The 23,136-nt window shown below is 44.9% G+C and carries 19 protein-coding genes; 11 read left to right on the top strand and 8 right to left on the bottom strand.

The features are described from left to right. Positions 1-216: 216 nt before the first annotated feature. The 4 genes from Phpb_RS14115 to lrp form a co-directional block, all read right to left on the bottom strand. Positions 217-1,560, bottom strand: a complete 1,344-nt coding sequence (locus Phpb_RS14115) for a replication-associated recombination protein A (RefSeq protein WP_065390880.1) — start codon at positions 1,558-1,560, stop codon at positions 217-219. 7 nt (positions 1,561-1,567) lie between these two features. Next, complete coding sequence (gene lolA / locus Phpb_RS14120) at positions 1,568-2,179, bottom strand: outer membrane lipoprotein periplasmic chaperone LolA (protein WP_065390881.1); 612 nt, start codon at positions 2,177-2,179, stop codon at positions 1,568-1,570. A 94-nt stretch (positions 2,180-2,273) separates the two neighbouring features. Beyond that, entirely contained in the window at positions 2,274-5,564 is a 3,291-nt protein-coding gene (locus tag Phpb_RS14125) for a DNA translocase FtsK 4TM domain-containing protein (protein ID WP_065390882.1), read from the bottom strand. A gap of 130 nt (positions 5,565-5,694) precedes the next feature. Then, entirely contained in the window at positions 5,695-6,189 is a 495-nt protein-coding gene (gene lrp / locus Phpb_RS14130) for a leucine-responsive transcriptional regulator Lrp (RefSeq protein ID WP_011145896.1), read from the bottom strand. 500 nt (positions 6,190-6,689) lie between these two features. On the opposite strand from lrp, the gene trxB reads away from it, so the two are divergent. From trxB to infA, 5 genes are all read left to right on the top strand, one after another. Further along, positions 6,690-7,649, top strand: a complete 960-nt coding sequence (gene trxB, locus Phpb_RS14135) for a thioredoxin-disulfide reductase (protein ID WP_065390883.1) — start codon at positions 6,690-6,692, stop codon at positions 7,647-7,649. Between the two features lie 134 nt (positions 7,650-7,783). Beyond that, the gene (cydD, locus tag Phpb_RS14140) at positions 7,784-9,553 is read left to right on the top strand and encodes a heme ABC transporter permease/ATP-binding protein CydD (protein WP_065390884.1); all 1,770 of its coding nucleotides are present in this window, start codon (positions 7,784-7,786) and stop codon (positions 9,551-9,553) included. A 2-nt stretch (positions 9,554-9,555) separates the two neighbouring features. After that, positions 9,556-11,304, top strand: a complete 1,749-nt coding sequence (gene cydC, locus Phpb_RS14145; RefSeq protein ID WP_065390885.1) for a heme ABC transporter ATP-binding protein/permease CydC — start codon at positions 9,556-9,558, stop codon at positions 11,302-11,304. Between the two features lie 6 nt (positions 11,305-11,310). Further along, the gene (gene aat / locus Phpb_RS14150; RefSeq protein WP_065390886.1) at positions 11,311-12,003 is read left to right on the top strand and encodes a leucyl/phenylalanyl-tRNA--protein transferase; all 693 of its coding nucleotides are present in this window, start codon (positions 11,311-11,313) and stop codon (positions 12,001-12,003) included. A 156-nt stretch (positions 12,004-12,159) separates the two neighbouring features. Next, positions 12,160-12,378 (top strand): translation initiation factor IF-1, encoded by a 219-nt coding sequence (gene infA / locus Phpb_RS14155; protein ID WP_002211347.1) that lies wholly within the window; start codon positions 12,160-12,162, stop codon positions 12,376-12,378. Positions 12,379-12,462: 84 nt separating this feature from the next. Here the strand turns inward: infA and clpA are convergent, their stop codons facing one another. Further along, entirely contained in the window at positions 12,463-14,739 is a 2,277-nt protein-coding gene (gene clpA, locus Phpb_RS14160; protein ID WP_065390887.1) for an ATP-dependent Clp protease ATP-binding subunit ClpA, read from the bottom strand. Positions 14,740-14,770: 31 nt separating this feature from the next. Then, complete coding sequence (gene clpS / locus Phpb_RS14165) at positions 14,771-15,091, bottom strand: ATP-dependent Clp protease adapter ClpS (RefSeq protein ID WP_065390927.1); 321 nt, start codon at positions 15,089-15,091, stop codon at positions 14,771-14,773. 342 nt (positions 15,092-15,433) lie between these two features. On the opposite strand from clpS, the gene cspD reads away from it, so the two are divergent. Next, entirely contained in the window at positions 15,434-15,655 is a 222-nt protein-coding gene (cspD, locus tag Phpb_RS14170; RefSeq protein WP_036814644.1) for a cold shock-like protein CspD, read from the top strand. An 83-nt stretch (positions 15,656-15,738) separates the two neighbouring features. Here cspD and macB read toward each other — a convergent pair whose 3' ends face one another. Both macB and macA read right to left on the bottom strand, forming a co-directional pair. Then, positions 15,739-17,682 (bottom strand): macrolide ABC transporter ATP-binding protein/permease MacB, encoded by a 1,944-nt coding sequence (macB, locus tag Phpb_RS14175; protein WP_065390888.1) that lies wholly within the window; start codon positions 17,680-17,682, stop codon positions 15,739-15,741. Next, complete coding sequence (gene macA / locus Phpb_RS14180; RefSeq protein WP_065390889.1) at positions 17,679-18,797, bottom strand: macrolide transporter subunit MacA; 1,119 nt, start codon at positions 18,795-18,797, stop codon at positions 17,679-17,681. The genes macB and macA overlap by 4 nt, the downstream gene beginning before the upstream one ends. A gap of 313 nt (positions 18,798-19,110) precedes the next feature. Between macA and Phpb_RS14185 the strand changes: the two genes are divergently transcribed. The 5 genes from Phpb_RS14185 to artM all read left to right on the top strand — a co-directional run bounded on the left by Phpb_RS14185 (position 19,111) and on the right by artM (position 23,135). After that, complete coding sequence (locus Phpb_RS14185) at positions 19,111-20,010, top strand: LysO family transporter (RefSeq protein ID WP_065390890.1); 900 nt, start codon at positions 19,111-19,113, stop codon at positions 20,008-20,010. A 243-nt stretch (positions 20,011-20,253) separates the two neighbouring features. Further along, positions 20,254-20,982 (top strand): arginine ABC transporter ATP-binding protein ArtP, encoded by a 729-nt coding sequence (gene artP, locus Phpb_RS14190; RefSeq protein ID WP_065390891.1) that lies wholly within the window; start codon positions 20,254-20,256, stop codon positions 20,980-20,982. A gap of 19 nt (positions 20,983-21,001) precedes the next feature. Further along, positions 21,002-21,736 (top strand): arginine ABC transporter substrate-binding protein, encoded by a 735-nt coding sequence (gene artJ, locus Phpb_RS14195; protein ID WP_046395491.1) that lies wholly within the window; start codon positions 21,002-21,004, stop codon positions 21,734-21,736. A 14-nt stretch (positions 21,737-21,750) separates the two neighbouring features. Further along, the gene (gene artQ, locus Phpb_RS14200) at positions 21,751-22,467 is read left to right on the top strand and encodes an arginine ABC transporter permease ArtQ (protein ID WP_065390892.1); all 717 of its coding nucleotides are present in this window, start codon (positions 21,751-21,753) and stop codon (positions 22,465-22,467) included. Next, positions 22,467-23,135 carry an arginine ABC transporter permease ArtM gene (gene artM / locus Phpb_RS14205; protein ID WP_065390893.1) on the top strand — a complete coding sequence of 223 codons (669 nt, stop codon included), beginning with the start codon at positions 22,467-22,469 and terminating at the stop codon, positions 23,133-23,135. The genes artQ and artM overlap by 1 nt, the downstream gene beginning before the upstream one ends. Position 23,136 lies beyond the last annotated feature (1 nt).

Raw genomic sequence — 23,136 nt, forward strand, 5'->3', positions numbered from 1 at the left:
GTCGTTATTAAGTTATACCCGCTATCTTTCAAGTTGCCTCTTTGTTGGCTGCACTCACTCACCCCGGTCACATAGTTATCTATGCTCCCGGGGATTCGCTCCCTTGCCGTCGCGATGCATCTTGAAATCCATAGGGTATAGATGATATGAATAAGCCCACACAAGTTGATGGGCCATAAGGTATTTTTACCCGTCAACCTTACCGCAACAATAACGTTAGCGATAGCGTTTTATCGGGCTATTTTGATCCTGTTCAGCAAGCCAGGCGAGTTTATCGCCTATTTTACTTTCTAACCCTCGGTTAGCCGGATGATAATAACGGGTTTCCCGCATCTCAGGTGGAAAATAAACTTCACCCGCCGCGTAAGCATTAAGTTCGTCATGAGCATAACGATATTCTTCGCCAAGCCCCATCCCTTTCATCAATGTTGTCGGCGCATTGCGCAAATGGACGGGAACATCATAATCAGGTTTTTCCTTCGCATCAGCCATCGCTGCTTTAAATGCGGTATAAACCGCGTTACTTTTCGGCGCACAGGCAAGGTAAACAATAGCTTGAGCAATCGCTCTTTCACCTTCTGCCGGCCCAACACGCGTAAAACAATCCCACGCCGCAGTGGCTACCTGCATTCCCCGAGGATCGGCATTACCAACATCTTCGGAAGCAATAGCCAATAAGCGGCGGGCAACATATAACGGATCACCACCGGCGGTAATGATCCGGGCATACCAATAAAGCGCTGCGTCAGGCGCAGAACCACGTATAGATTTATGCAGAGCCGAAATCAAATCGTAATAACGATCACCTTTATTATCAAAACGAGCGCTTCGCTCTCCACTGACCTCTTTCAATAGCGCCGGTGTCAAAATCCTCTCTCCCTGAGCATTGGTTTCTGCCATATCCGCCATCATTTCCAGCAAATTCAATGAATGACGGGCATCGCCGGAAACCAGCTCGGCAATCATGTGACGGGTATTTTCAGGCAAAATGATATTCTGACCGTGATAACCGCGCTCTTGATCATTCATTGCTTGATCAAGTACCTGCTCAATCTCTTCTGTTGTCAATGACTTAAGCAAATAGACCCGTGCCCGTGAAAGTAATGCGGAATTCAATTCAAAAGAGGGGTTTTCTGTTGTCGCACCGATAAAGGTGATCGTGCCATCTTCAATGTGTGGCAGAAAAGCATCCTGTTGGCTTTTGTTAAAACGATGTACTTCATCAACAAACAGGATAGTTCTACACCCTGCATTCCGGTTCTGACGCGCCTTTTCAATCGATTCACGTATCTCTTTGATGCCGGAAGCGACCGCAGATATCCGTTCAACATCAGCCTGAGCATAATGACCAATAATTTCAGCTAATGTTGTTTTGCCCGTCCCCGGCGGCCCCCATAAAATCATGGAGTGAAGTTGTCCAGCCCGGATAGCTCTTGGAAGTGGTTTTCCTTCTGCCAGTAAATGCTGCTGGCCGATATATTGCTCTAATGTCATTGGCCGCATACGCGCGGCCAACGGCTGGAATTCATTTTGTGAAAAATCGAGTGACAGGTTGTTCACTTAAACCTCACTGGCGCTGATCATCCAGCGTAACGCCTTTCGGTAGCGTAAAACTGAACTTTGCCACATCCACATGGGTATTTTGCTGCCCTTTTAATTGATAAGCACTCTTTTGTCCATCCTGTTCTATGGCAGAAAATTTTTGGATAGCGCCATCCGTCGTGACAGTAATCGAGAAGCGTTTCAGATTGCCAGCGACATTATTCGGCGTCAGTTCAAAATCATTCCCTTGCTGGCTAATTTTATATTGGGACCAATCTTTAGCATCGTTACGAGTAATTAACATAAACGGCGTATTACCTGTGGCATCTTTCAACCAATTGGCCGTTACCTGCTCAACAAACGGATTATAAAACCACAACGTTTTACCATCCGATACCAAGACGCTTTCATCAGGTGATGTCATATGCCAGTTAAATAGGTTTGGACGCTTAACCCACAATTGCCCTTCACCTTCCTGAATTGTCGCCCCATCATCACTGGTGACTGTCTGAGTAAAGCTGGCATGAAAACTGTTTACTTTACCCAAACGATCCTGCAAATTCTGGCTGGCATCTGCCCATGCCGCATTGATACTCATGCCAGCCATTAAACAACCAATCAATATCAGCTTTTTCATGTAAGAGATACCTTTCTCAGCGTTATTACTTCTTTCTCAACGTTATTACTTCAAGTGATTTATTATCAGAGTCTTCAACGTTCAATATTCACTATCAGCACTCATGTGGCGGCGGGGCCAATACTTCACGATTACCATTATGACCAGGAGCACTGACAATCTGTTGCGCCTCCATCTGTTCCACAATACGCGCCGCTCGGTTATAACCAATACGGAATTGACGCTGGACACCAGAAATCGAAACTCGGCGTTTTTCCGTCACGAATTGAACCGCTTGATCAAACAGGGCATCCAGCTCTTCATCACTATCAAGACCTAAGCCGCCTTCAGCATCATCACCACCACTGAGAATGCTGTCAATATACTCTGGACGACCACGAGCTTTCCAATCACTCACCACTTCATGAACTTCCTGATCCCGAACAAATGCACCATGAACACGCACCGGAATCGAGGAGTTTGGCGCCAGATAAAGCATATCCCCCATGCCCAACAGGGATTCAGCACCGCCTTGATCAAGGATGGTGCGGGAATCAATTTTGCTGGAAACTGTAAAGGCAATACGCGTCGGAATATTCGCTTTAATCAGACCGGTAATTATATCGACCGATGGACGCTGAGTCGCCAGAACCAGATGGATACCGGCAGCACGCGCTTTCTGTGCTAATCGGGCAATCAGCTCTTCAACTTTTTTACCGACAGTCATCATTAAGTCAGCAAATTCATCGACCATGACAACGATGTATGGCTCTTTTTTCAGTACTGGATGAGTAATATCCATGCTGTCACCGGGCTTCCAGAATGGGTGAGGGATTGGGCGCCCCATCTCTTCTGCCTGTTTAACCTTTTCGTTATAACCCGCGAGGTTACGCACCCCTAATGCGGACATCAGTTTATAACGGCGCTCCATTTCACTAACGCACCAGCGCAGTGCATTAGCAGCATCTTTCATATCGGTAACAACTTCGGTTAGCAGGTGCGGAATACCCTCATAAACCGATAGCTCCAACATTTTCGGATCAATCATAATAAAGCGCACATCCTCTGGTTTTGCTTTATAGAGGATGCTGAGGATCATGGCGTTGACGCCAACAGATTTACCCGAACCGGTTGTACCCGCCACCAGCAAGTGCGGCATTTTACCTAAATCAGCGACAACCGGCTGACCGCCAATATCTTTACCCAACACAATGGTTAGCGGCGATGGATTATCGCGGAATTTTTCACAATCCAATACCTCACGCAAATAGACCGTCTGACGTTTTTTATTCGGCAATTCCAAACCAACATAAGGTTTACCCGGAATCACTTCAACAATACGCACAGCGACCGCGGATAGAGAACGTGCTAAGTCTCTTGATAAATTGGAAATACGTGCTGCTTTAACACCCGGAGCCAAATCCAGTTCAAACCGGGTAATTACCGGACCGGGTGAGAAACCCACGACATCAGCTTTAACTCGATAATCACTCAGACGCGCTTCAATCAAACGGGACGTTTGCTCAAGGGCAAACATATCAACGGGTTCTTCTTCTGCTAAAGGACTGGTTAGCAGTTCGAGCGAAGGCATTGGTGTCGTTGGTTTTGGCAACGGTTGATCGTTACGAACCAAAAACGGATGAAATAAGCTATTTTGCTGCGCAGTATTGTGTACAGGCGCTGACGCAAAAGCAATTTCTGTGGGCCGTTCTGATTGATTTTTCGGCGCGGGTTGAACAGAAGGCATAAACAGCGGCTCTGTTGGCTCCTTTTCAACTAAATCTTCAACCGGCGAGAAGTTATTTAAAATCGATAAACTCTCCAGAGCCGAGAGCTCTTTTTTCTCCTGGTGACTTTGCTCCTGATAACGTTTATGTTGCGACTGCTCAACTGTCTGTTTAACAATCACTGTCGCGGCTTGAGCCCGTTCTTCCACCAAAGGCCGATTTTCCGGCTCAAATAGATTCTGTCTTATTTGAGGATGGTGGATTGGAGCCTGTTTTTCTGTATCCGTCGTAATACGATAACGCTCGCGCTGTTGCTCAAGAAACTGCTGACGCAACAACGCTTCTTGTTGTTTATCAGCCTCAATATCGCCATCCAATCCATCTACTTGCTGTTCTGCCTCCTCTTCACGCTGCTGTTCTGCAAGACGTTGTGAAGGAACTTTGATGCCATACAATTCACGGCGGGTTGGAATACGGACAGGATTAGGACGAGGCAGTTCTGGCCCGATTCCTTGTTTAACCTGAGAGTTACCTGTTATAACCGTTGCGGCGGTTGCTGCTATAACACTTTTTTGCTCTGTATTTTTTGGTTCTGTTTCAGGCATAAAAGTGAAAGCATCACTGCTGTTTTGGCTATTTCCGACGGATTCAAATGCTGGCGTCCCTTGACGGTTAGATTCAGATATAGGTTCAAAATGGTACTCAGCAGGAATTTCAAATGTGTAACGAACAGGTTCGTCGTTATTATTCTTTTCACTCTCTTCCACTAATGTCTGAGACTGTTCAATATCATCAGATCTATTGACCAGAATTTCAGGTTCAGCATCAATATCAGCCATATTAATGGTAGGAATATCCGTTGGCTGCTCTTGTTCGATTTCTGTTTTCACTGATTCTGGTTCATCCAGTTCAGTTTTTGCTAACTCTGCGGCTGAAGGTGCTGTAAATAGCACATCATCATGATCAATATCAGCCGCTGTGAATTCAGGTTCTGTTTTATCATAGGCGAGATCTTCCCGCACAATAGCCGTTTCATCGTATGGCGTATATTCTTGTTCATTACGGCTGCGGTTGGTAATAAATCCTATTGCCCCCAGAATCACTGCCCCTGTTTTTTCAGCAATAGTTAACCATGACCAGCCCGTAAATAGCGTAAACCCAATCGCCCAAATACACAGCAAAACTAAAGTCGCGCCCAATTCATTAAACCACGGCAACATTGCGCTGCTAAACAGACTGCCAATAATCCCGCCGGAAGCAAAGTAATGGAGATCATCAACGTTCAGTGCCGCTAATCCACATGAAGTTAAGACAATTGCCAATGCTCCAATAACGCGCAAAGCCAGCGCGAAGAAATCGACATATTCTCTGTCATCATGTTGCCTAAAAGCAGTCCAACAACCCAATATCATCACCGGGGGAATGGCATAAGCTAGAATACCAAACGCGGAAAACAGCGTATCGGCCAACCACGCACCAACCCCTCCTCCCAAATTATGTACCGGCTCGTGCCAAGCAGTCTGAGACCAACTGGGATCAGAAGGATTAAAACTGACAAGCGCGACCATCAGATAAGCCGCTAGGATGACAATAACAAGCAACACAGCTTCTAACAGCCTGCGTCCACTATTCAGTCTCTTTAACTTAATATTTTTATCTTCTGTATATTCCTGGCTCAAGAAAGGCTCTCCAGGTTTCCTGTTGATTTAACGGAACAACGCCGAGATAGCTCAGCGTTGAAACTGTATGCATAAACAGGAGTGTACCTAAGTTTTTCCAGTTTTGCACCTGTACATTTTTGGTAAGATTTTAGCGCGTCTTAATGACCAGACGGTTGCTTTGCTTAACTTCTTCCATTACAACATATGTGCGGGTGTCATTAACACCTGGCAAACGCAATAAAGTTTCGCCCAGCAACTTACGGTAAGCTGACATGTCTGGTACGCGGGTTTTTAACAGATAGTCGAAATCACCGGAAACCAAGTGACATTCTTGAATCTCTTCCAATTTTTGTACCGCAGCATTGAATTGTTCAAAAACATCTGGAGCACCACGGTTTAAAGTAATTTCAACAAATACCAGCAAAGATGCATCCAAATAGTGAGGATTCAGCAATGCCGTGTATCCAGTAATAAACCCTTGACGTTCCAGACGACGAACACGCTCCAGACACGGGGTTGGAGACAAACCTACCCGTTTGGACAGTTCTACGTTAGAAATTCGCCCATCTTTTTGTAGCTCATTTAGGATATTACGATCTATGCGATCAAGATCTTTTCCCGGACGTTTTTTATTATCTATCATCTTGTTGATCTCTCTTTATTTTCCTACACCCATAACATTTTCCCCTATCTCTCTGAGTTTGAGTTGGAAAAGATGTCTTAAAGTTAAAGCCTCGCTCTATCAGCGTAAAGCAACTCACAGGCCATTTTTTTAATGCTACACAAAAGAGGATTATCCGCATGTCGATTTTTATGGAAACGAATTTAGCGAGGTGGATAATTATCTCTTACAGTGATGTTTTCGCAAATGCACAGCCGATTGTCAAAGTAAATGAGCAAAAATCAGAACAACCTGTGGAACAAATTTTCAGTTAATCGTTTCGATAGTCTACCATTAATTGAAAACGAACAAATGAAATACAAACAGCACTAAAAGAACACTTTTCTCAGGTTAAAGTCATTATTAGTTAATATCTATCGGTAAAATCGTTAGTAACATGAGTCTTTTAGCTTTTTTTACCCTCCTATTTCTCCTACAATCGCTCGATATTCGATTAAGTGATAAATGGAAATGAGGTATTCATGAGCGCCGCCAAACACCACAAACTCATTATTCTTGGCTCCGGTCCAGCAGGCTATACCGCCGCGGTTTACGCTGCCCGCGCAAATTTAAATCCGGTTCTTATTACCGGGGTTGAAAGAGGCGGTCAGTTGACAACAACCACCGAGGTCGAAAACTGGCCTGGTGATCCTGACGGTCTGACCGGCCCAGGGTTAATGGAACGCATGCATCAACATGCTGAAAAATTCCAAACCGAAATCATTTCTGACCATATTCAAAAAGTTGATCTGCAAAACCGGCCTTTACGCCTTTATGGTGATGAACAAGAATATACCTGTGACGCACTGATTATCGCAACAGGCGCTTCTGCCCGTTATTTAGGTTTACCTTCTGAAGAGGCATTCAAAGGACGTGGTATTTCAGCCTGTGCAACCTGTGATGGTTTCTTTTACCGTAACCAGAAAGTCGCCGTTGTCGGCGGCGGTAACACCGCCGTCGAAGAAGCCTTATATCTGGCGAATATCGCAGCAGAAGTTCACCTAATTCATCGCCGTGATACTTTCCGTTCAGAGAAGATCCTAATCGGTCGCCTGATGGATAAAGTAAAAAATGGCAATATCATCCTGCACACCGATCGTATTCTGGATGAAGTACTCGGTGATGATATGGGCGTTACCGGTGTTCGCCTACGCGATACCAAAAGTGACGCTACAGAAGAATTAGCAGTTACCGGCACATTCATTGCTATCGGCCATACTCCCAATACCGCTATCTTTGAAGGCCAATTAGATCTGGATAATGGTTACATCAAAGTTCAATCCGGTTTGCAGGGTAACGCCACTCAGACTTCAATTCCCGGTGTATTCGCCGCCGGTGACGTTATGGACCATACCTACCGTCAGGCAATTACATCCGCCGGTACAGGTTGTATGGCCGCCCTTGACGCAGAACGTTTCCTAGACGGGCTAGCCGCTAAATAAACTCTTTTTCTTTCAAGGCGCTATTTCGGTAGCGCCTTTTAACATGTAACATATCGGCAGGATGCTGATACATAGGATATGTCCAGCCTTTTGGTACACCATTACCCTCACCTGCTAGATTAGAATTTTTTTCTATGGACAAAACAAGACAGTACGAATTGGTTCGCTGGCTGAAACAGCAAAGCGCCCCGGCCCAACGTTGGCTCCGCCTGTCCATGTTACTCGGCTTAATCAGTGGATTGTTGATTATCACTCAAGCCTGGTTACTTGCCTCAATTCTGCAAGCTTTAATCATGGATAACCTTCCACGCGAGCACATCTCGAATGAATTTTGGTTGTTAGCAGCCACCTTTGCTCTACGGGCAATCATCAGCGCTATTCGGGAACGGATCGGTTTTATCTGTGGCAAGGTCGTACGTCAGAAAATCCGCGCTATGGTATTGGATAAGCTGGAACAACTTGGCCCGGCGTGGGTTAAAGGCAAACCTGCCGGTAGCTGGGCGACCATTATCCTTGAGCAGATAGAAGATATGCAGGATTATTACTCCCGCTATCTGCCGCAGATGTCTCTTGCCGTCATGATCCCTATTCTTATCCTGATCACCCTATTCCCTGTTAACTGGGCTGCCGGGCTAATTTTATTCGCGACGGCTCCGCTAATTCCCCTGTTTATGGCACTGGTCGGTTTAGGCGCCGCAGACGCTAATCGGCGTAATTTTGTCGCACTAGGCCGGTTAAGCGGTAATTTCTTGGATCGGCTACGCGGGCTGGAAACGCTGCGCCTGTTTTATCGCGGCAATGCAGAAACACAACAAATCAGCGAATCCACCGAAAACTTCCGTCGCAGGACGATGGAAGTACTGAGATTAGCATTCCTTTCTTCCGCGGTGCTGGAATTTTTTGCTGCCATTTCTATTGCCATTGTCGCTGTCTATTTCGGTTTCTCCTATCTGGGGGAACTTAATTTTGGCAGTTACGGGATGGGCATTACCCTGTTTGCCGGTTTTCTGGTGTTAACCCTCGCGCCGGAATTTTTCCAACCATTGCGCGATCTGGGCACTTACTATCACGCCAAAGCACAGGCGGTCGGCGCCGCAGAAGCATTAGTGACTTTATTGAGCAGTGATGGCGAACATGAACCTACCGGTGGTGATAATACACTAAATCCTCAAGATTCATTGACCATCATTGCTAATAATCTGGAAATTCTGGCCCATGATGGCAACCGGCTCGCTGGCCCGTTGAATTTTACTATAGAGAAAAATCAGCGGGCGGCATTAGTTGGCCCAAGCGGAGCAGGTAAAAGCTCCCTCTTGAATTTACTGTTAGGGTTCCTGCCCTATCGTGGCTCAATACAAATTAATGGCGCTGAGCTGCGTGAGTTGGATCTACAGAGATGGCGTAACCAACTGAGTTGGGTTGGACAAAATCCACATCTGCCTGAACAGACTTTGCTTGATAATATTCGTCTGAACCAACCTAATGCCAATCAACAACAAATCCATCAGGTTATGGAGCAAGCATACGTTACCGAATTCATTCATGATTTACCCGATGGGCTGAATACTATCATCGGTGATAATGCAGCACGATTATCCGTTGGTCAGGCCCAACGTATCGCTGTTGCCCGTGCTCTATTAAAACCCTGCCAATTATTATTACTGGATGAGCCTGCCGCCAGTCTGGATGCGCATAGCGAACAACGGGTTATGGAAACACTCAATCAGGCATCTCATCATCAGACGACCCTGTTAGTTACCCACCAATTGGAAGAAACACTGGAATATGATCAGATTTGGGTCATGGAAAAGGGGTTAATCATTGAACAGGGAGATTACCAGACGCTAAGTCAATCTCAAGGGGTGTTCACCCGTCTGTTATCCCATCGAAGTGAGGAGCTGTAGTTATGCGGGTATTGCTTCCTTTTCTAGCGCTCTATCGCCGTCATTGGTTTCTTATCAGTTTAGGTATGGTTCTGGCCATTGTTACGCTGCTCGCCAGTATCAGTTTACTGACCCTCTCTGGCTGGTTCCTTGCAGGCGCAGCACTAGCAGGTTTTGCCGGTTATACATTCAACTATATGCTACCGGCCGCAGGTGTCCGTGGCTCTGCCATTCTTCGAACTGCCGGGCGCTATGCTGAACGGTTGGTTAGCCATGACGCCACTTTTCGGGTATTGGCACATTTACGAGTTTTTGCCTTTCAGAAAATTTTGCCGCTTTCGCCAGGAGGAATGGCTCGTTTTCGTCAGGGCGAATTATTAAACCGGTTAGTCGCTGACGTTGAAACATTGGATCACCTCTATTTACGGGTGATTTCACCGATATTATCAGCTTTTATCGTTATTATAGTTCTCACTTTCGGTCTTAGTTTTCTGGATCTTACATTAGCCTATACTCTTGGCGGTATTATGCTGGCGCTGTTGATCCTGCTGCCATTGGTATTCTATAACGCAGGTAAATCCGTCGGCCGCGATCTAACTATTCTGCGTGGTCAATACCGCGCCCAACTCACAGCGGCGTTACAAGGGCAGGCTGAATTGATGGTATTTGGTGCTGTTGGTCGTTTCCGTAAGTCAATGGCTGATATTGAGTCACGTTGGTTAAGACGTCAACAACAGCAAGCCAATCTGACCGGTTTGTCACAGGCAATCATGATTTTCGCCACCGGTATGACTGTCACATTGATCTTATGGCTGGCAGCTAACGGCGTGGGAGGCAACAACCAACCAGGGGCATTAATCGCACTGTTTGTCTTCTGTTCTCTTGCCGCGTTTGAAAGCTTGGGGCCTGTCACGGCCGCATTCCAACATCTAGGGCAAGTCATTACCTCTGCAACCCATGTTTCTCAATTGATGCAACAAGAACCGGAAGTCACATTTCCTACATCAGGGCCGGAAAGTTCAGCACAAGCCAATATTGATATCAAAAATATCAGTTTCACCTATCCTGATCAGCCAATAGCCGTCCTGAAAAATGTTTCTCTCTCCCTGAAAGCGGGAGAACATATCGCGCTGTTAGGCAAAACCGGTTGTGGTAAATCCACCTTGCTACAAGTAATGACCCGAGCCTGGGATATTGATTCAGGCACAATCTGTCTGAATCAATATCCCATTACTGATTATGACGAATCCACTCTGCGCAGTATGATATCGGTTGTTCCACAACGTGTGCATGTGTTCAGTCATACTTTGCGCCAAAATTTATTACTGGCAAAACCAAACGCAGCCGATAATGAACTGGAAACTGTGCTGAAACAGGTAGGTTTAAACAATCTACTGGAGACCGACGAGGGGCTAAACTGCTGGATGGGCGAAGGTGGTCGTCAGTTGTCTGGTGGTGAACAACGCCGCTTGGGAATTGCCAGAGCGTTATTACACTCGGCGCCGCTGATGTTGCTGGATGAACCTACTGAAGGGCTGGATGCGGACACTGAACAGCAAATTCTGTCTCTACTGCGTCAACATTGTCAGCATAAGTCGTTGATTATCGTCACCCACCGTCTGTACGGACTTGATCATATGGATCGTATTTACGTCATGGATGGCGGTACCATCATTGAACAAGGGCAACATGATGAATTACTGACCCAGCAAGGTCGCTATTATCAATTTCATCAACGGCAACATCAGATTCGTCTTGAACCGGAGCAGTAACACACGATGCCAATAATTCAACTGAATGATGATTCATATGATTTCCCTCACCCGAAAGAAGCATTAACGGAACCTAATGGTCTACTGGCGGTAGGAGGGGATTTATCCGCTAAACGATTAAATGCAGCTTACCATCAAGGCATTTTCCCTTGGTTTTTACCCAGTGAAGTGCCACTTTGGTGGTCTCCCGATCCACGTGCGGTAATCATTCCCGGTGAATTGCATATCGGCCGAACATTACGTCGGTTTCTGCGCAATGACCCATACCGTATTACGGTGAATCATGCCTTTGAACAGGTGGTCTATTTCTGCGCTCAACGGCAGGAAGGAACATGGATAGGCAGGGATATCCAACAAGGTTATCAAAAATTACATCAAACAGGACAAGCGCATTCAATAGAAGTCTGGCACAATGAGCGGATTGTTGGTGGCTTGTACGGTGTCAGCGTTGGCACACTATTCTGTGGTGAGTCTATGTTTAGCAGAATGGAAAATGCATCCAAATGTGCGCTTATTGCTTTCTATCACCATTTTCTGCGACACGGTGGTGAACTACTGGACTGCCAAGTGCTTAACCATCACACAGCGTCATTAGGCGCAAAAGAGATCTCCAGAGAAGAATTTATTCAGTATCTTTATCAATTCAGAAATCAGTCACTAAGACCCGGTTGCTGGTCACAACAAGTACTGGAATTATAATCAACATTTGACCGATTCATGTTGATGATAATGTAAATATCACCATGCACCATTTGCAAAATAACGGGTTAAAATACAACATTCCTTTACATAATGAGGGTTTTTCGGCATTATCTTGCCCGTTAAAAACGATGGTTATTAAACTTAGAGGATTAGATGGCCAAAGAAGACAATATTGAAATGCAAGGTACCGTGCTAGACACGCTACCAAACACTATGTTCCGCGTTGAATTAGAAAACGGGCACGTAGTCACTGCTCACATCTCAGGTAAAATGCGTAAAAACTACATCCGCATCCTGACAGGCGACAAGGTTACAGTTGAGCTGACCCCATATGACCTGAGCAAAGGCCGTATCGTCTTCCGTAGCCGCTGATTCATTACCGTTTATCAGGTATTACACCACAGGTAGCAACTTTGTATCTAACAACGTTGTATTCACCTGTGGTGTCGCTCTTTATTAGTGCACTACATCTTCCGGCTTCTGCTTATAAGCACTGCTGAAATCGTAGGTCAGTATGCGTTTTACCTTATCTAGACCAATACTTACTGAGCCACCGTGAACTAATGAGCCGAACAGAAGTTCATTTGCCAACGGTTTTTTCAAGCTATCCTGAATAACCCGCGCCATTGGTCGAGCACCCATTGCTTTATCATAGCCTTTGTCACATAACCATTGACGAGCATCCGCACTGACCTCCAGCGAAACGCCTTTGTCATCCAATTGTGCTTGCAGGGCGACAATGAACTTATCAACTACCTGTTGAATAACCTCGATAGAAAGCGTATTAAACCAGATGATGCCATCAAGACGGTTACGGAATTCCGGTGTAAACACTTTCTTAATCTCTTCCATTGCATCAGAACTGTTATCCTGCTGCTTAAATCCAATGGACTTGCGCTGTGTTTCACGTACTCCCGCATTCGTTGTCATGACTAAAATGACGTTACGAAAATCCGCTTTGCGGCCGTTATTATCAGTCAGAGTACCGTTATCCATGACTTGCAATAACAGGTTAAATACATCCGGATGTGCTTTTTCAATCTCATCAAGCAGCAATACTGAATGAGGATGTTTAATCACAGCATCTGTAAGCAATCCTCCCTGATCAAAACCAACATATCCCGGCGGCGCGCCAATTAAACGGCTTACTGTATGGCGCTCCATATATTCTGACATATCAAAACGCAATAATTTGATATTCAGCACCTTAGCAAGCTGTACGGTGACTTCCGTTTTCCCCACGCCTGTCGGACCTGCAAGCAGGAAAGAACCCACCGGTTTATTATCCTGCCCCAACCCTGCACGACTCATCTTAATGGCCTCGGTCAATGCCGCAATCGCAGTATCCTGACCAAATACCAACATTCTCAGCCGCTCATCCAGTGTTCTTAGGACATCTTTATCACTGGCAGAAACAGTTTTTTCAGGGATACGAGCAATCCGGGCAACGACGAATTCAATATCCGACACATTAATCGTTTTTTTACGGCGACTAACCGGCACCAGACGGGTACGCGCCCCAGCTTCATCAATTACATCGATCGCCTTATCCGGCAAGTGGCGATCAGTAATGTATTTCACTGATAAATCAACCGCAGCGCGGATCGCTTTAGTGGTATAACGTACATCATGGTGCGCCTCATATTTTGGCCGCAACCCTTTAATAATCTGTACCGTCTCTTCGGGTGAAGGCTCAACAATATCAATCTTCTGAAAACGACGCGCTAACGCCCGATCTTTTTCAAAAATATTACTGAACTCATGATAGGTCGTAGAACCAATTACTCTGATACGTCCACTAGATAACAATGGCTTAATCAGATTAGCCGCATCGACCTGCCCCCCTGACGCGGCGCCCGCACCGATAATGGTATGAATTTCATCTATAAATAGAATACTTTTCTTATCCTGCTCAAGGGTTTTTAACAATGCTTTGAAGCGCTTCTCAAAATCACCACGATATTTAGTTCCCGCCAGCAATGAACCAATATCCAGCGAATAAATCGTACAATCAGCCATCACCTCCGGTACATCTTTTTGCACAATCCTCCATGCCAACCCTTCTGCAATGGCGGTTTTACCGACCCCCGACTCCCCAACTAATAATGGGTTGTTTTTCCGACGACGACACAACACCTGGATTGTTCTTTCCAACTCATCCTGACGGCCAATCAATGGATCAATCTGCCCTCTTTGAGCGAGTTGATTCAGATTAGTTGTGAAATTTTCCAATCGATCCTCGCCTGTAGGGTGCTCTTCAGCAGATTGCGAGCCTGTCTCCTGATGATCCGATTCAGTGTCCTCTTTTTGCGTTCCGTGAGAAATGAAATTAACCACATCCAGACGACTAACATCATGTTTACGCAACAAATAGGCAGCTTGAGACTCCTGTTCGCTAAAGATAGCCACCAGCACATTAGCACCAGAAACTTCTGAACGCCCAGAAGATTGAACATGAAATACCGCGCGCTGAAGAACACGTTGAAAACTCAACGTCGGCTGAGTCTCCCGCTCATCATTTTCAGGTAACAACGGTGTCGTTTGTGAAATAAAATTCTCCAGCTCCTTACGCAATTGAGCCAGATTGACCTTGCAGGCTTCCAATGCTTCACGCGCTGATGAATTACTTAACAACGCCAGCAATAGGTGCTCCACAGTCATAAACTCGTGTCTGTTATCCCGTGCTTTAGCAAAGGCAATATTAAGACTAAGTTCAAGCTCTTGGTTGAGCATAGGCACCTCCCCCTAAAATCAGTATACCTGGTCAGATTTTTTCCAGCGTACAAAGTAATGGATGCCCGTGCTCCCTGGCATACATATTTACCTGAGCCGCTTTAGTTTCTGCCACTTCAGCAGTATAAACCCCACAAACAGCCTTCCCTTGATAGTGGACATCCAACATTAACTGCGTTGCCCGTTCAATATCATAAGAAAAGAACTTTCGTAATACGTCAACTACAAACTCCATCGGAGTGTAATCATCATTGTTAAGAATGACCTGATACATTGATGGTGGCAGCAATTTTTGCTGTCGTTCATCCTTAACGGATTCCTTACTTTTCAAACTATTATGATACTCGTTCATTATTTTCCCAACAGGATTAATTCCAATACCAGCCACTGCCAGCAAATAAATTATGTTGTCATTTATCTTATCATTCTCTGGGCAACTCCTTTTACCACAGACTATTCCCCTATGAAAACTCGGCATAAAAGTGAATGAACGAAACTCATATCGTTATCTATATCAAACTTTAGTCATTCAAAACAACCAGACATTTGTTCTGTGCTTGACGAGAATTTGATTTTTACTACAGTATGTTTTGTGAACAAACATAGATAATGTCACTGATTACATGTGATTGTTTACAACTGTTATATTAATGGCTCATCTCAACCGAAATTATTAAACGAGGGATGTAGAAGTATGGAGACAGGCACTGTTAAGTGGTTCAATAATGCGAAGGGCTTTGGGTTTATTTGCCCGGCAAGCGGCGGAGAAGATATATTCGCTCATTACTCAACCATTCAGATGGACGGTTACCGGACGCTAAAAGCGGGCCAGAAGGTGAATTTCAGCGTTCACCAAGGCCCAAAGGGAAATCATGCCAGTATTATTGTTCCCCTTGAAAACGAACCCAAAGGCTAAATAGCCTGGCCTGTGGGTCATAACCAGGTATTATTCACACGCCGCTGGTCATTGCCTGCGGCGTAACACTATTTCATTTCCGCTTATTCTCTTGCCAACGCTTCTATCGGATCAAGTCGAGCAGCATTACGGGCAGGTAGAAACCCAAATATCACGCCAATGGCGGTAGAACAGGCGAAAGCGCTGAGTAAGGCTATCGGCTGGAAGACAAAATGCCAACCAGGCAGCGCCAGTTGAGCAATTAATGCAATCGTATAAGAGAGTACAATGCCCAAAACACCACCAACCAGACAAACCAAAATAGCCTCTATCAGAAACTGCTGCATCACATCACTGGTTCTGGCACCTACTGCCATACGGATACCGATCTCTCTTGTACGTTCAGTCACCGAAACTAACATAATATTCATCACGCCAATACCGCCAACTATCAGTGAAATTACCGCCACCATCGTCAAAAACAGTTGTAAAGTATGGGCCGTTTTTTCCGCCGCTTTTACCATCATATCCACGTTATAGGTGAAAACATCCTTTTTGCCGTGGCGCAAAGTGAGCAACTGAACAATCTTCTTTTCTATATCCTTAGAGTTATAACCATCCTTTATTCTGACAGTAATTGAATCCAGATAATTTCGGTTCATCAGACGGCTGGTCATCGTGCTATGAGGCAACCAGACATGTAATGATTTGCCACTGCCAAATGTAGCTCTCTTATCAGATATCACTCCCACAATTGTGGCCGGCATATTACCCACCAGGATCACCTCCCCAATCACATTTTTCTGGTGAGGAAACAGCTTACGCTGAGTATTGTCATCAATAACCACAACTTGCCCCTGACGGCGTATCATATCCAATGAGAACCCCATTCCCTGGGAAAAGCGCAGAGCATAAACTTGAAAAAACTCATCACCAACGCCAGTCACTCTCGAAGCAACATCAATGTTCCCTTTACGAAGGCGCATTTGTCCCTCAATTTCCGGTGAAACAGCCAAAATATAGGGCTGCGCTTTAATCGCATCTGAATCCTCTATTTTCAGCGCTTGCATATTGACCGGATCATCAAGGCCAAAATCTTCTCCCGGATAAATATCAATAGTGTTGGTCGCGATCTCTTTAATATCGGATAACACCGATGCCCTAGCCGCATCTCCGATAACCAAAATAGTCACGACAGAAGCAATACCAATAATAATCCCCAACATGGTCAGTAAAGTTCGCATCTTGTTGGCAACCATCGCCCGCCATGCCATGAATAAAGCTTCATTAAACCGCCCAAAGGTCTGGCGTATCGACGATATTTTTGATGTTAATAACGGGGCTTTAGTGACTTTTCTACTCACTTGTGTGCCGGAGTCACTCATAATATGGCCATCTTTGATCTCAATAATCCTCTGTGCCTGCGCCGCAATTTTTGGATCATGAGTGACAATAATGACGGTATGCCCTTGTTCACACAGTTGTTTGAGAATTGCCATCACCTCTTCGCCAGAATGGCTATCCAACGCTCCGGTTGGTTCATCAGCCAAAATGACCTGACCGCCATTCATCAACGCCCTGGCGATACTGACCCTCTGCTGCTGTCCGCCTGAGAGCTGCCCTGGCTGATAGTCAATTCGCTCTTCAAGCCCTAAACGACCAAGCAACTCTATCGCTCTCTGACGACGTGCGGCTTTAGCGGCTCCCGCGTAAATAGCGGGAATTTCCACATTCTGTTCAGCGGTTAAATGAGTCAGTAAATGATAACGTTGAAAAATAAAGCCAAAATGTTCCCGTCTCAGCGCTGCTAGTTCATCATTATTTAGTTCAGCAACATCCTGTCCCGCGACCCGGTATTCACCGTTACTGGGTTTATCAAGACAACCAAGAATATTCATCAGCGTCGATTTACCCGAGCCTGACGCGCCGATAATCGCAACCATCTCACCGGCGTAAATAGACAAGGTAACATCATCCAGTACTTTTACCTGTTGCTCACCCGCGGGATAACTGCGTTCTATACCTTTCAGCTCAAGTAATGCATTCATTCCTCATCCCCTGCTGCATCACTAAGACCTGTAATCACCTGCTCATGCTCTTTCAGACCAGACAGAATTTGTACATTCACATCATTACGCACGCCAATGGTCACTTCTCGTTTCTCTTGTTTATCTCCATTCAGGATATTCACCTCATAACGGGTTGGCGTAATCTGTTTACCCAAAGCAGAGATCGGGATCATCAACACATCACGATGGGAATCGAGTTGAATTTTCACCTGAGCGGTCATTTGCAAACGCAAAAGTTGCTGAGGATTAGCCACCTCAAAACGGGCATAGAAGAAAATCGCATCATTAATCTTTTCCGGCGTCGGCAAAATATCTTTCAACACCCCTGGAAAATTTTTATCCGGGGCGCCTAATACAGTAAAAGAAGCCTTCTGACCCGGTTTCAGGTAAATAATATCCGCCTCTGAGACTTCCGCTTTTACCAACATCGTGCCCAGATCAGCCAATGTCAGAATGGTCGGGGCTTCCTGTGCCGCAATAACTGTTTGCCCCTGAAGCGTTTTGATATTGACAACGACACCATCCATTGGCGCTGTAATCCGGGTATATTGCAAACTAGTCTCAGCAGTATCGAGGCTGGCCTGATTTTTACTGATTTGCGCCAATAAAGTTTCTACCTTAGCTCTTTTCACTTCAACGTCCGTTTTAGCCTGATCCAATTCCTGGAGTGAAACCGCTTGCACTCTTGCCAGATCGTTCTGACGCTGTAATGTCAGCCGCGCCAATTCCAATTGCGCCCTGGCTTCTATCAGAGAAGCCCTCAATTCTTGGATTGTGGCTTCAACTTCTTTGACCTGGTTTTGCGCTGGCTTAGGATCAATCAATGCCAATAACTGGCCTTCCTTCACTTTATCACCCACTTCAACATACAAATTCTGCAACTGACCACTTACCTGTGCGCCAACATCTACTTTTCTAACCGCATCCAATTTTCCTGTTGCCAGTACGTTTTTATCCAAATCACCTTTAATAACTGGGACTGTCTGATATTTAACCGCCTCTGATCCATGCAGAAAATACCCCAGAATCAATGTGATAACTGCCACAATAGCTAACAACACAACCCATCGACGTTTCGAACGAATAAAATTCATTTAAATATCACCATATTAAGCATTGGATTTAAATAAATAGTAAAAACTTATTTCTTGCAATACCACGAAAACCAGGGATTTCGACTCATTCTAGCTAGATACTGTTCTCTTTACGTTTTATACACATTAAAAGTTATTAATAACACCCCCACCCTAAGAATAAAAAATTCTTTGAGCAACAGCATACTTCTCTCTATCCTGACTATTCTCTTAATGTAAAAAAATTGTTATCTTTTACTTTTATAGTCTTTACAACCGATTTTTATACTAGATTTGGATAAAAAGACATTAACTGTTTTACAGGATGTTAATTATGTACTCTGGGCTGCTGATCATTCTTTTGCCGTTAACGCTAGGCTATCTTATCCATTTGAATAATAAAGCATTATTAAATGCTATTCATCGCCTTCTTAACGCGATGGTCTATGTCATTCTGTTTTTAATGGGAACCAGCCTGGCTTTGTTGGACGATTTAGGCCGTAACCTCTTCTCTATCTTTCAATACGCGATGACATTTTTTTTATGTATTTTTACAGCTAATATGCTAGCACTATTCCTTCTTGAAAAATGCGATCCTTGGGTTATTAGTCCACATAAACAAGAAAAGCCCCCTTCCCGTTTGCATATGATTTTTGAATCACTGAAATTATGTGGTGTGCTGATTTTAGGTTTCCTATTTGGACTCGCTGGCTGGTCATGGCTGCATTTCTCCAATCACGCCAGTGAAATTGCTTTAATCGTTTTACTGTTACTTGTCGGTATTCAATTACGTAACAGCGGTATGAACCTGAAACAAATATTGCTGAACCGCCGAGGTATGATTATTGCAATTATTGTCGCGACCAGTGCACTTGCCGGCGGTGCGATTGCGGCACTTATCCTTGGGCTGCCAGTGAAAACAGGTTTAGCATTGGCTTCCGGCTACGGCTGGTATTCCCTGTCTGGTATCTTACTTTCTGATGCTTACGGGCCGGTAATCGGCAGTGCCGCATTCTTTAATGACCTGGCGCGTGAGCTAGCAGTAATTATGCTAATTCCTGTTTTTATCGACCGATATCGCTCAAGCGTACTAGGGTTAAGCGGTGCGACTTCTATGGATTTCACCTTGCCGATATTACAACGGTGTGGTGGAGTCAGTATCGTCCCGGCAGCGATAGTCCACGGTTTTGTGCTGAGTTTGCTAGCGCCCTTACTGATGGCATTCTTTACTTAACCAGAATTTGAGCCACAATTAATACTTGATGTCATAAATAACGGTTCGGACGTTTCATCTTTCTTCAATATGGCAATAGAATAAATAAGCGTTTGTTGACAAATCACACAAGGAGAGAATAGAACACGTTAATTAGGCATGTAATTGAAATATCAATTAATAATATCCTGTACATAAGGTGTTGCATAATTATGCTAACGAGTTTAGCATCGCACTAAACTACTGACTATTCAGAACTAAAGCATGAGTATTCAATTAAAAAACATTGATTGTTATTACGGTGCCCATCAAGCACTGTTTGATATTAATCTTGAGTGTTCTCCAGGGGAAACGATGGTTTTGCTAGGGCCAAGTGGCGCGGGTAAAAGTACGTTGTTGCGAGTATTAAACCTGCTGGAAATACCACGATCCGGCCAGTTACATATTGCTAATCATCAATTCAATTTCGATCAAACGCCAGGAACAAAGGAGATTCGTTCTCTACGCCAGAATGTAGGTATGGTCTTTCAGCAATATCACTTATGGCCGCATCTTACTGTTATGGATAACCTAATCGAAGCACCCTGTCGCGTGTTGAATTTATCCAAACAGCGGGCACAGGAAAAAGCGAATAAGCTCCTCTCCCGTTTGCGCTTAGATGATTTTGCCGGCCGCTTCCCACAACATTTATCTGGAGGACAACAACAACGGGTTGCTATCGCACGGGCATTAATGATGGAACCCCAAGTTTTATTATTTGATGAACCAACCGCAGCACTGGACCCAGAAATCACAGCACAAGTTGTTAACATCATCCATGAATTATCTGCAACGGGCATTACACAGATTATCGTTACCCATGAAGTGGAAATCGCCCGCAAGGCCGCAAGCCGTGTCGTATATATGGAAAACGGCCGCATTGTAGAACAAGGTGATACCAGCCACTTTACCCAACCACAAACCAAAGCCTTTGCTAATTATCTATCACACTAACTATTAATAGGATATAGCGATGAAAAAACTACTTTTTGCAGCCCTCTTAGGCACAGTAACTTTATCTGCAACCGCCACGGAAAAAGAGACTATTCGTTTTGCCACAGAAGCCACTTATCCTCCGTTTGAGTACATCGATGCAAATAATAAAATTCAGGGTTTTGATGTCGATCTGGCCAACGCTCTCTGTGAGAAAATTAATGCAACATGTACCTTCACTAACCAATCCTTTGACAGCTTGATCCCCAGTCTGAAATTCCGTCGCTTCGACGCTTTAGCCGCCGGTATTGATATCACTCCTGAGCGCCAAAAGCAGGTTGATTTTACTAACACTTATTACGACAACTCAGCGGTTTTTATTTCCGTTAAAGGTAAAGTCTCCAGCGTCGCAGAGCTGAAAGGCAAACTTGTGGGTATCCAGAATGGGACAACTCACCAGAAGTATCTGATGGAACAACGAAAAGAGATTAAAACCGTTCCTTATGACAGCTATCAAAATGCGATTCTAGATCTAAAAAACGGCCGTCTGGACGCCGTTTTCGGTGATACTGCCGTTGTTAACGAGTGGCTGAAAAAGAATGAAAATTTAAATACCATCGGTAACAAAGTCACCGACAAAAATTACTTTGGTATCGGTTTAGGTATTGCTGTTCGTAAGGGTAACAAAGAGCTACAAGATAAGCTGAATAAAGCTCTCGCTGACATTAAACGAGATGGTACTTATGACATCATCTATAAAAAATGGTTTAAATAAGTCGCTGAATCTCCATGAATGAATTTCAATCTCTAACAAGCGCCGCCGGCATCACCGTCGGCCTTGCCGTGTCTGCATTAGTGCTTGGTCTGATTTTAGCCATGCTATTTGCCGCCTGGGAATCAGCCCGTTGGAAACCCTTCGCCATACTTGGCACCTGCTGGGTCACTCTGTTCAGAGGATTGCCGGAAATTTTAGTCGTGCTGTTCGTCTACTTTGGCGCGTCACAACTTCTCATGACACTGGCTGATGGTTTTGATGTTTATCTTATCTTCTGGCATCCCAGGATTCAGATAGATATTCAAGACTTTTATGTTAGCCCATTTCTTTGTGGTGTCATTGCACTTTCCCTGCTCTACTCCGCCTATGCATCCCAGACACTCCGTGGTGCGATAAAAGCCATTCCTGTCGGCCAATGGGAAGCCGGTCACGCATTAGGTCTTGGTCGCGCTGAAATATTTTTCCGCCTGATCATGCCCCAGATGTGGCGACATGCTCTACCAGGGCTAGGCAACCAGTGGTTAGTTTTGTTGAAAGATACCGCGCTAGTATCGCTTATCAGTGTGAATGATCTGATGCAACAAACCAAAAGTATCGCCACACGCACTCAGGAGCCTTTCACTTGGTATATGATTGTGGCGCTGATCTATCTGGCTATCACTCTACTCAGTCAATTTATTCTAAAAAAAATTGAGATACGCTCCACTCGCTTTGATCGGAGTGTTTCCTGATGCTTGAGTATATTCAACAGATTTTGCCGGGGCTGACAACCAGTCTGAGCCTGACCGTTACAACGCTTTTTGTTGCGTTCATGATGTCCGTTCTGTTCACTATGGTTCTGACCATGAAATTGCCGGTACTGACACAACTGGTAAAAACCTACATTACTCTGTTCACCGGTACGCCTTTGCTGGTGCAGTTCTTTCTGATTTATTACGGACCTGGGCAATTTCCAGCTATAAAAGCGTATCCGTGGCTTTGGCAATTACTGTCTGAGCCTTGGTTGTGCGCAATGGTAACGCTAGCGCTTAACAGCGCGGCATATTCTACTCTGCTATTCTATGGCGCAGTAAAAGCCATTCCTGCCGGTCAGTGGCAATCCTGTCAAGCGTTGGGCATGTCTAAAGCACAATCTATGTGGATCCTACTGCCCTATGCTTTTAAACGAGCGTTATCTTCCTATTCCAACGAAGTTGTATTGATTTTCAAGAGTACTTCTCTCGCAAGTACAATTACTCTGTTGGAAGTCATGGGATACAGTCAGCTTCTATTTGGCCGTAATTATGATGTGATGGTTTTTATCGCCGCAGGGATAATTTATCTATGTGTTAACGGCATCCTGACTTTGCTGATGCGGATGATTGAACGCCGTGCACTCGCTTTTGAGCGCCATAACTAAA

Origin of the sequence: Photorhabdus namnaonensis (assembly GCF_001684335.1) — a bacterium.
Lineage (GTDB): Bacteria > Pseudomonadota > Gammaproteobacteria > Enterobacterales > Enterobacteriaceae > Photorhabdus > Photorhabdus namnaonensis.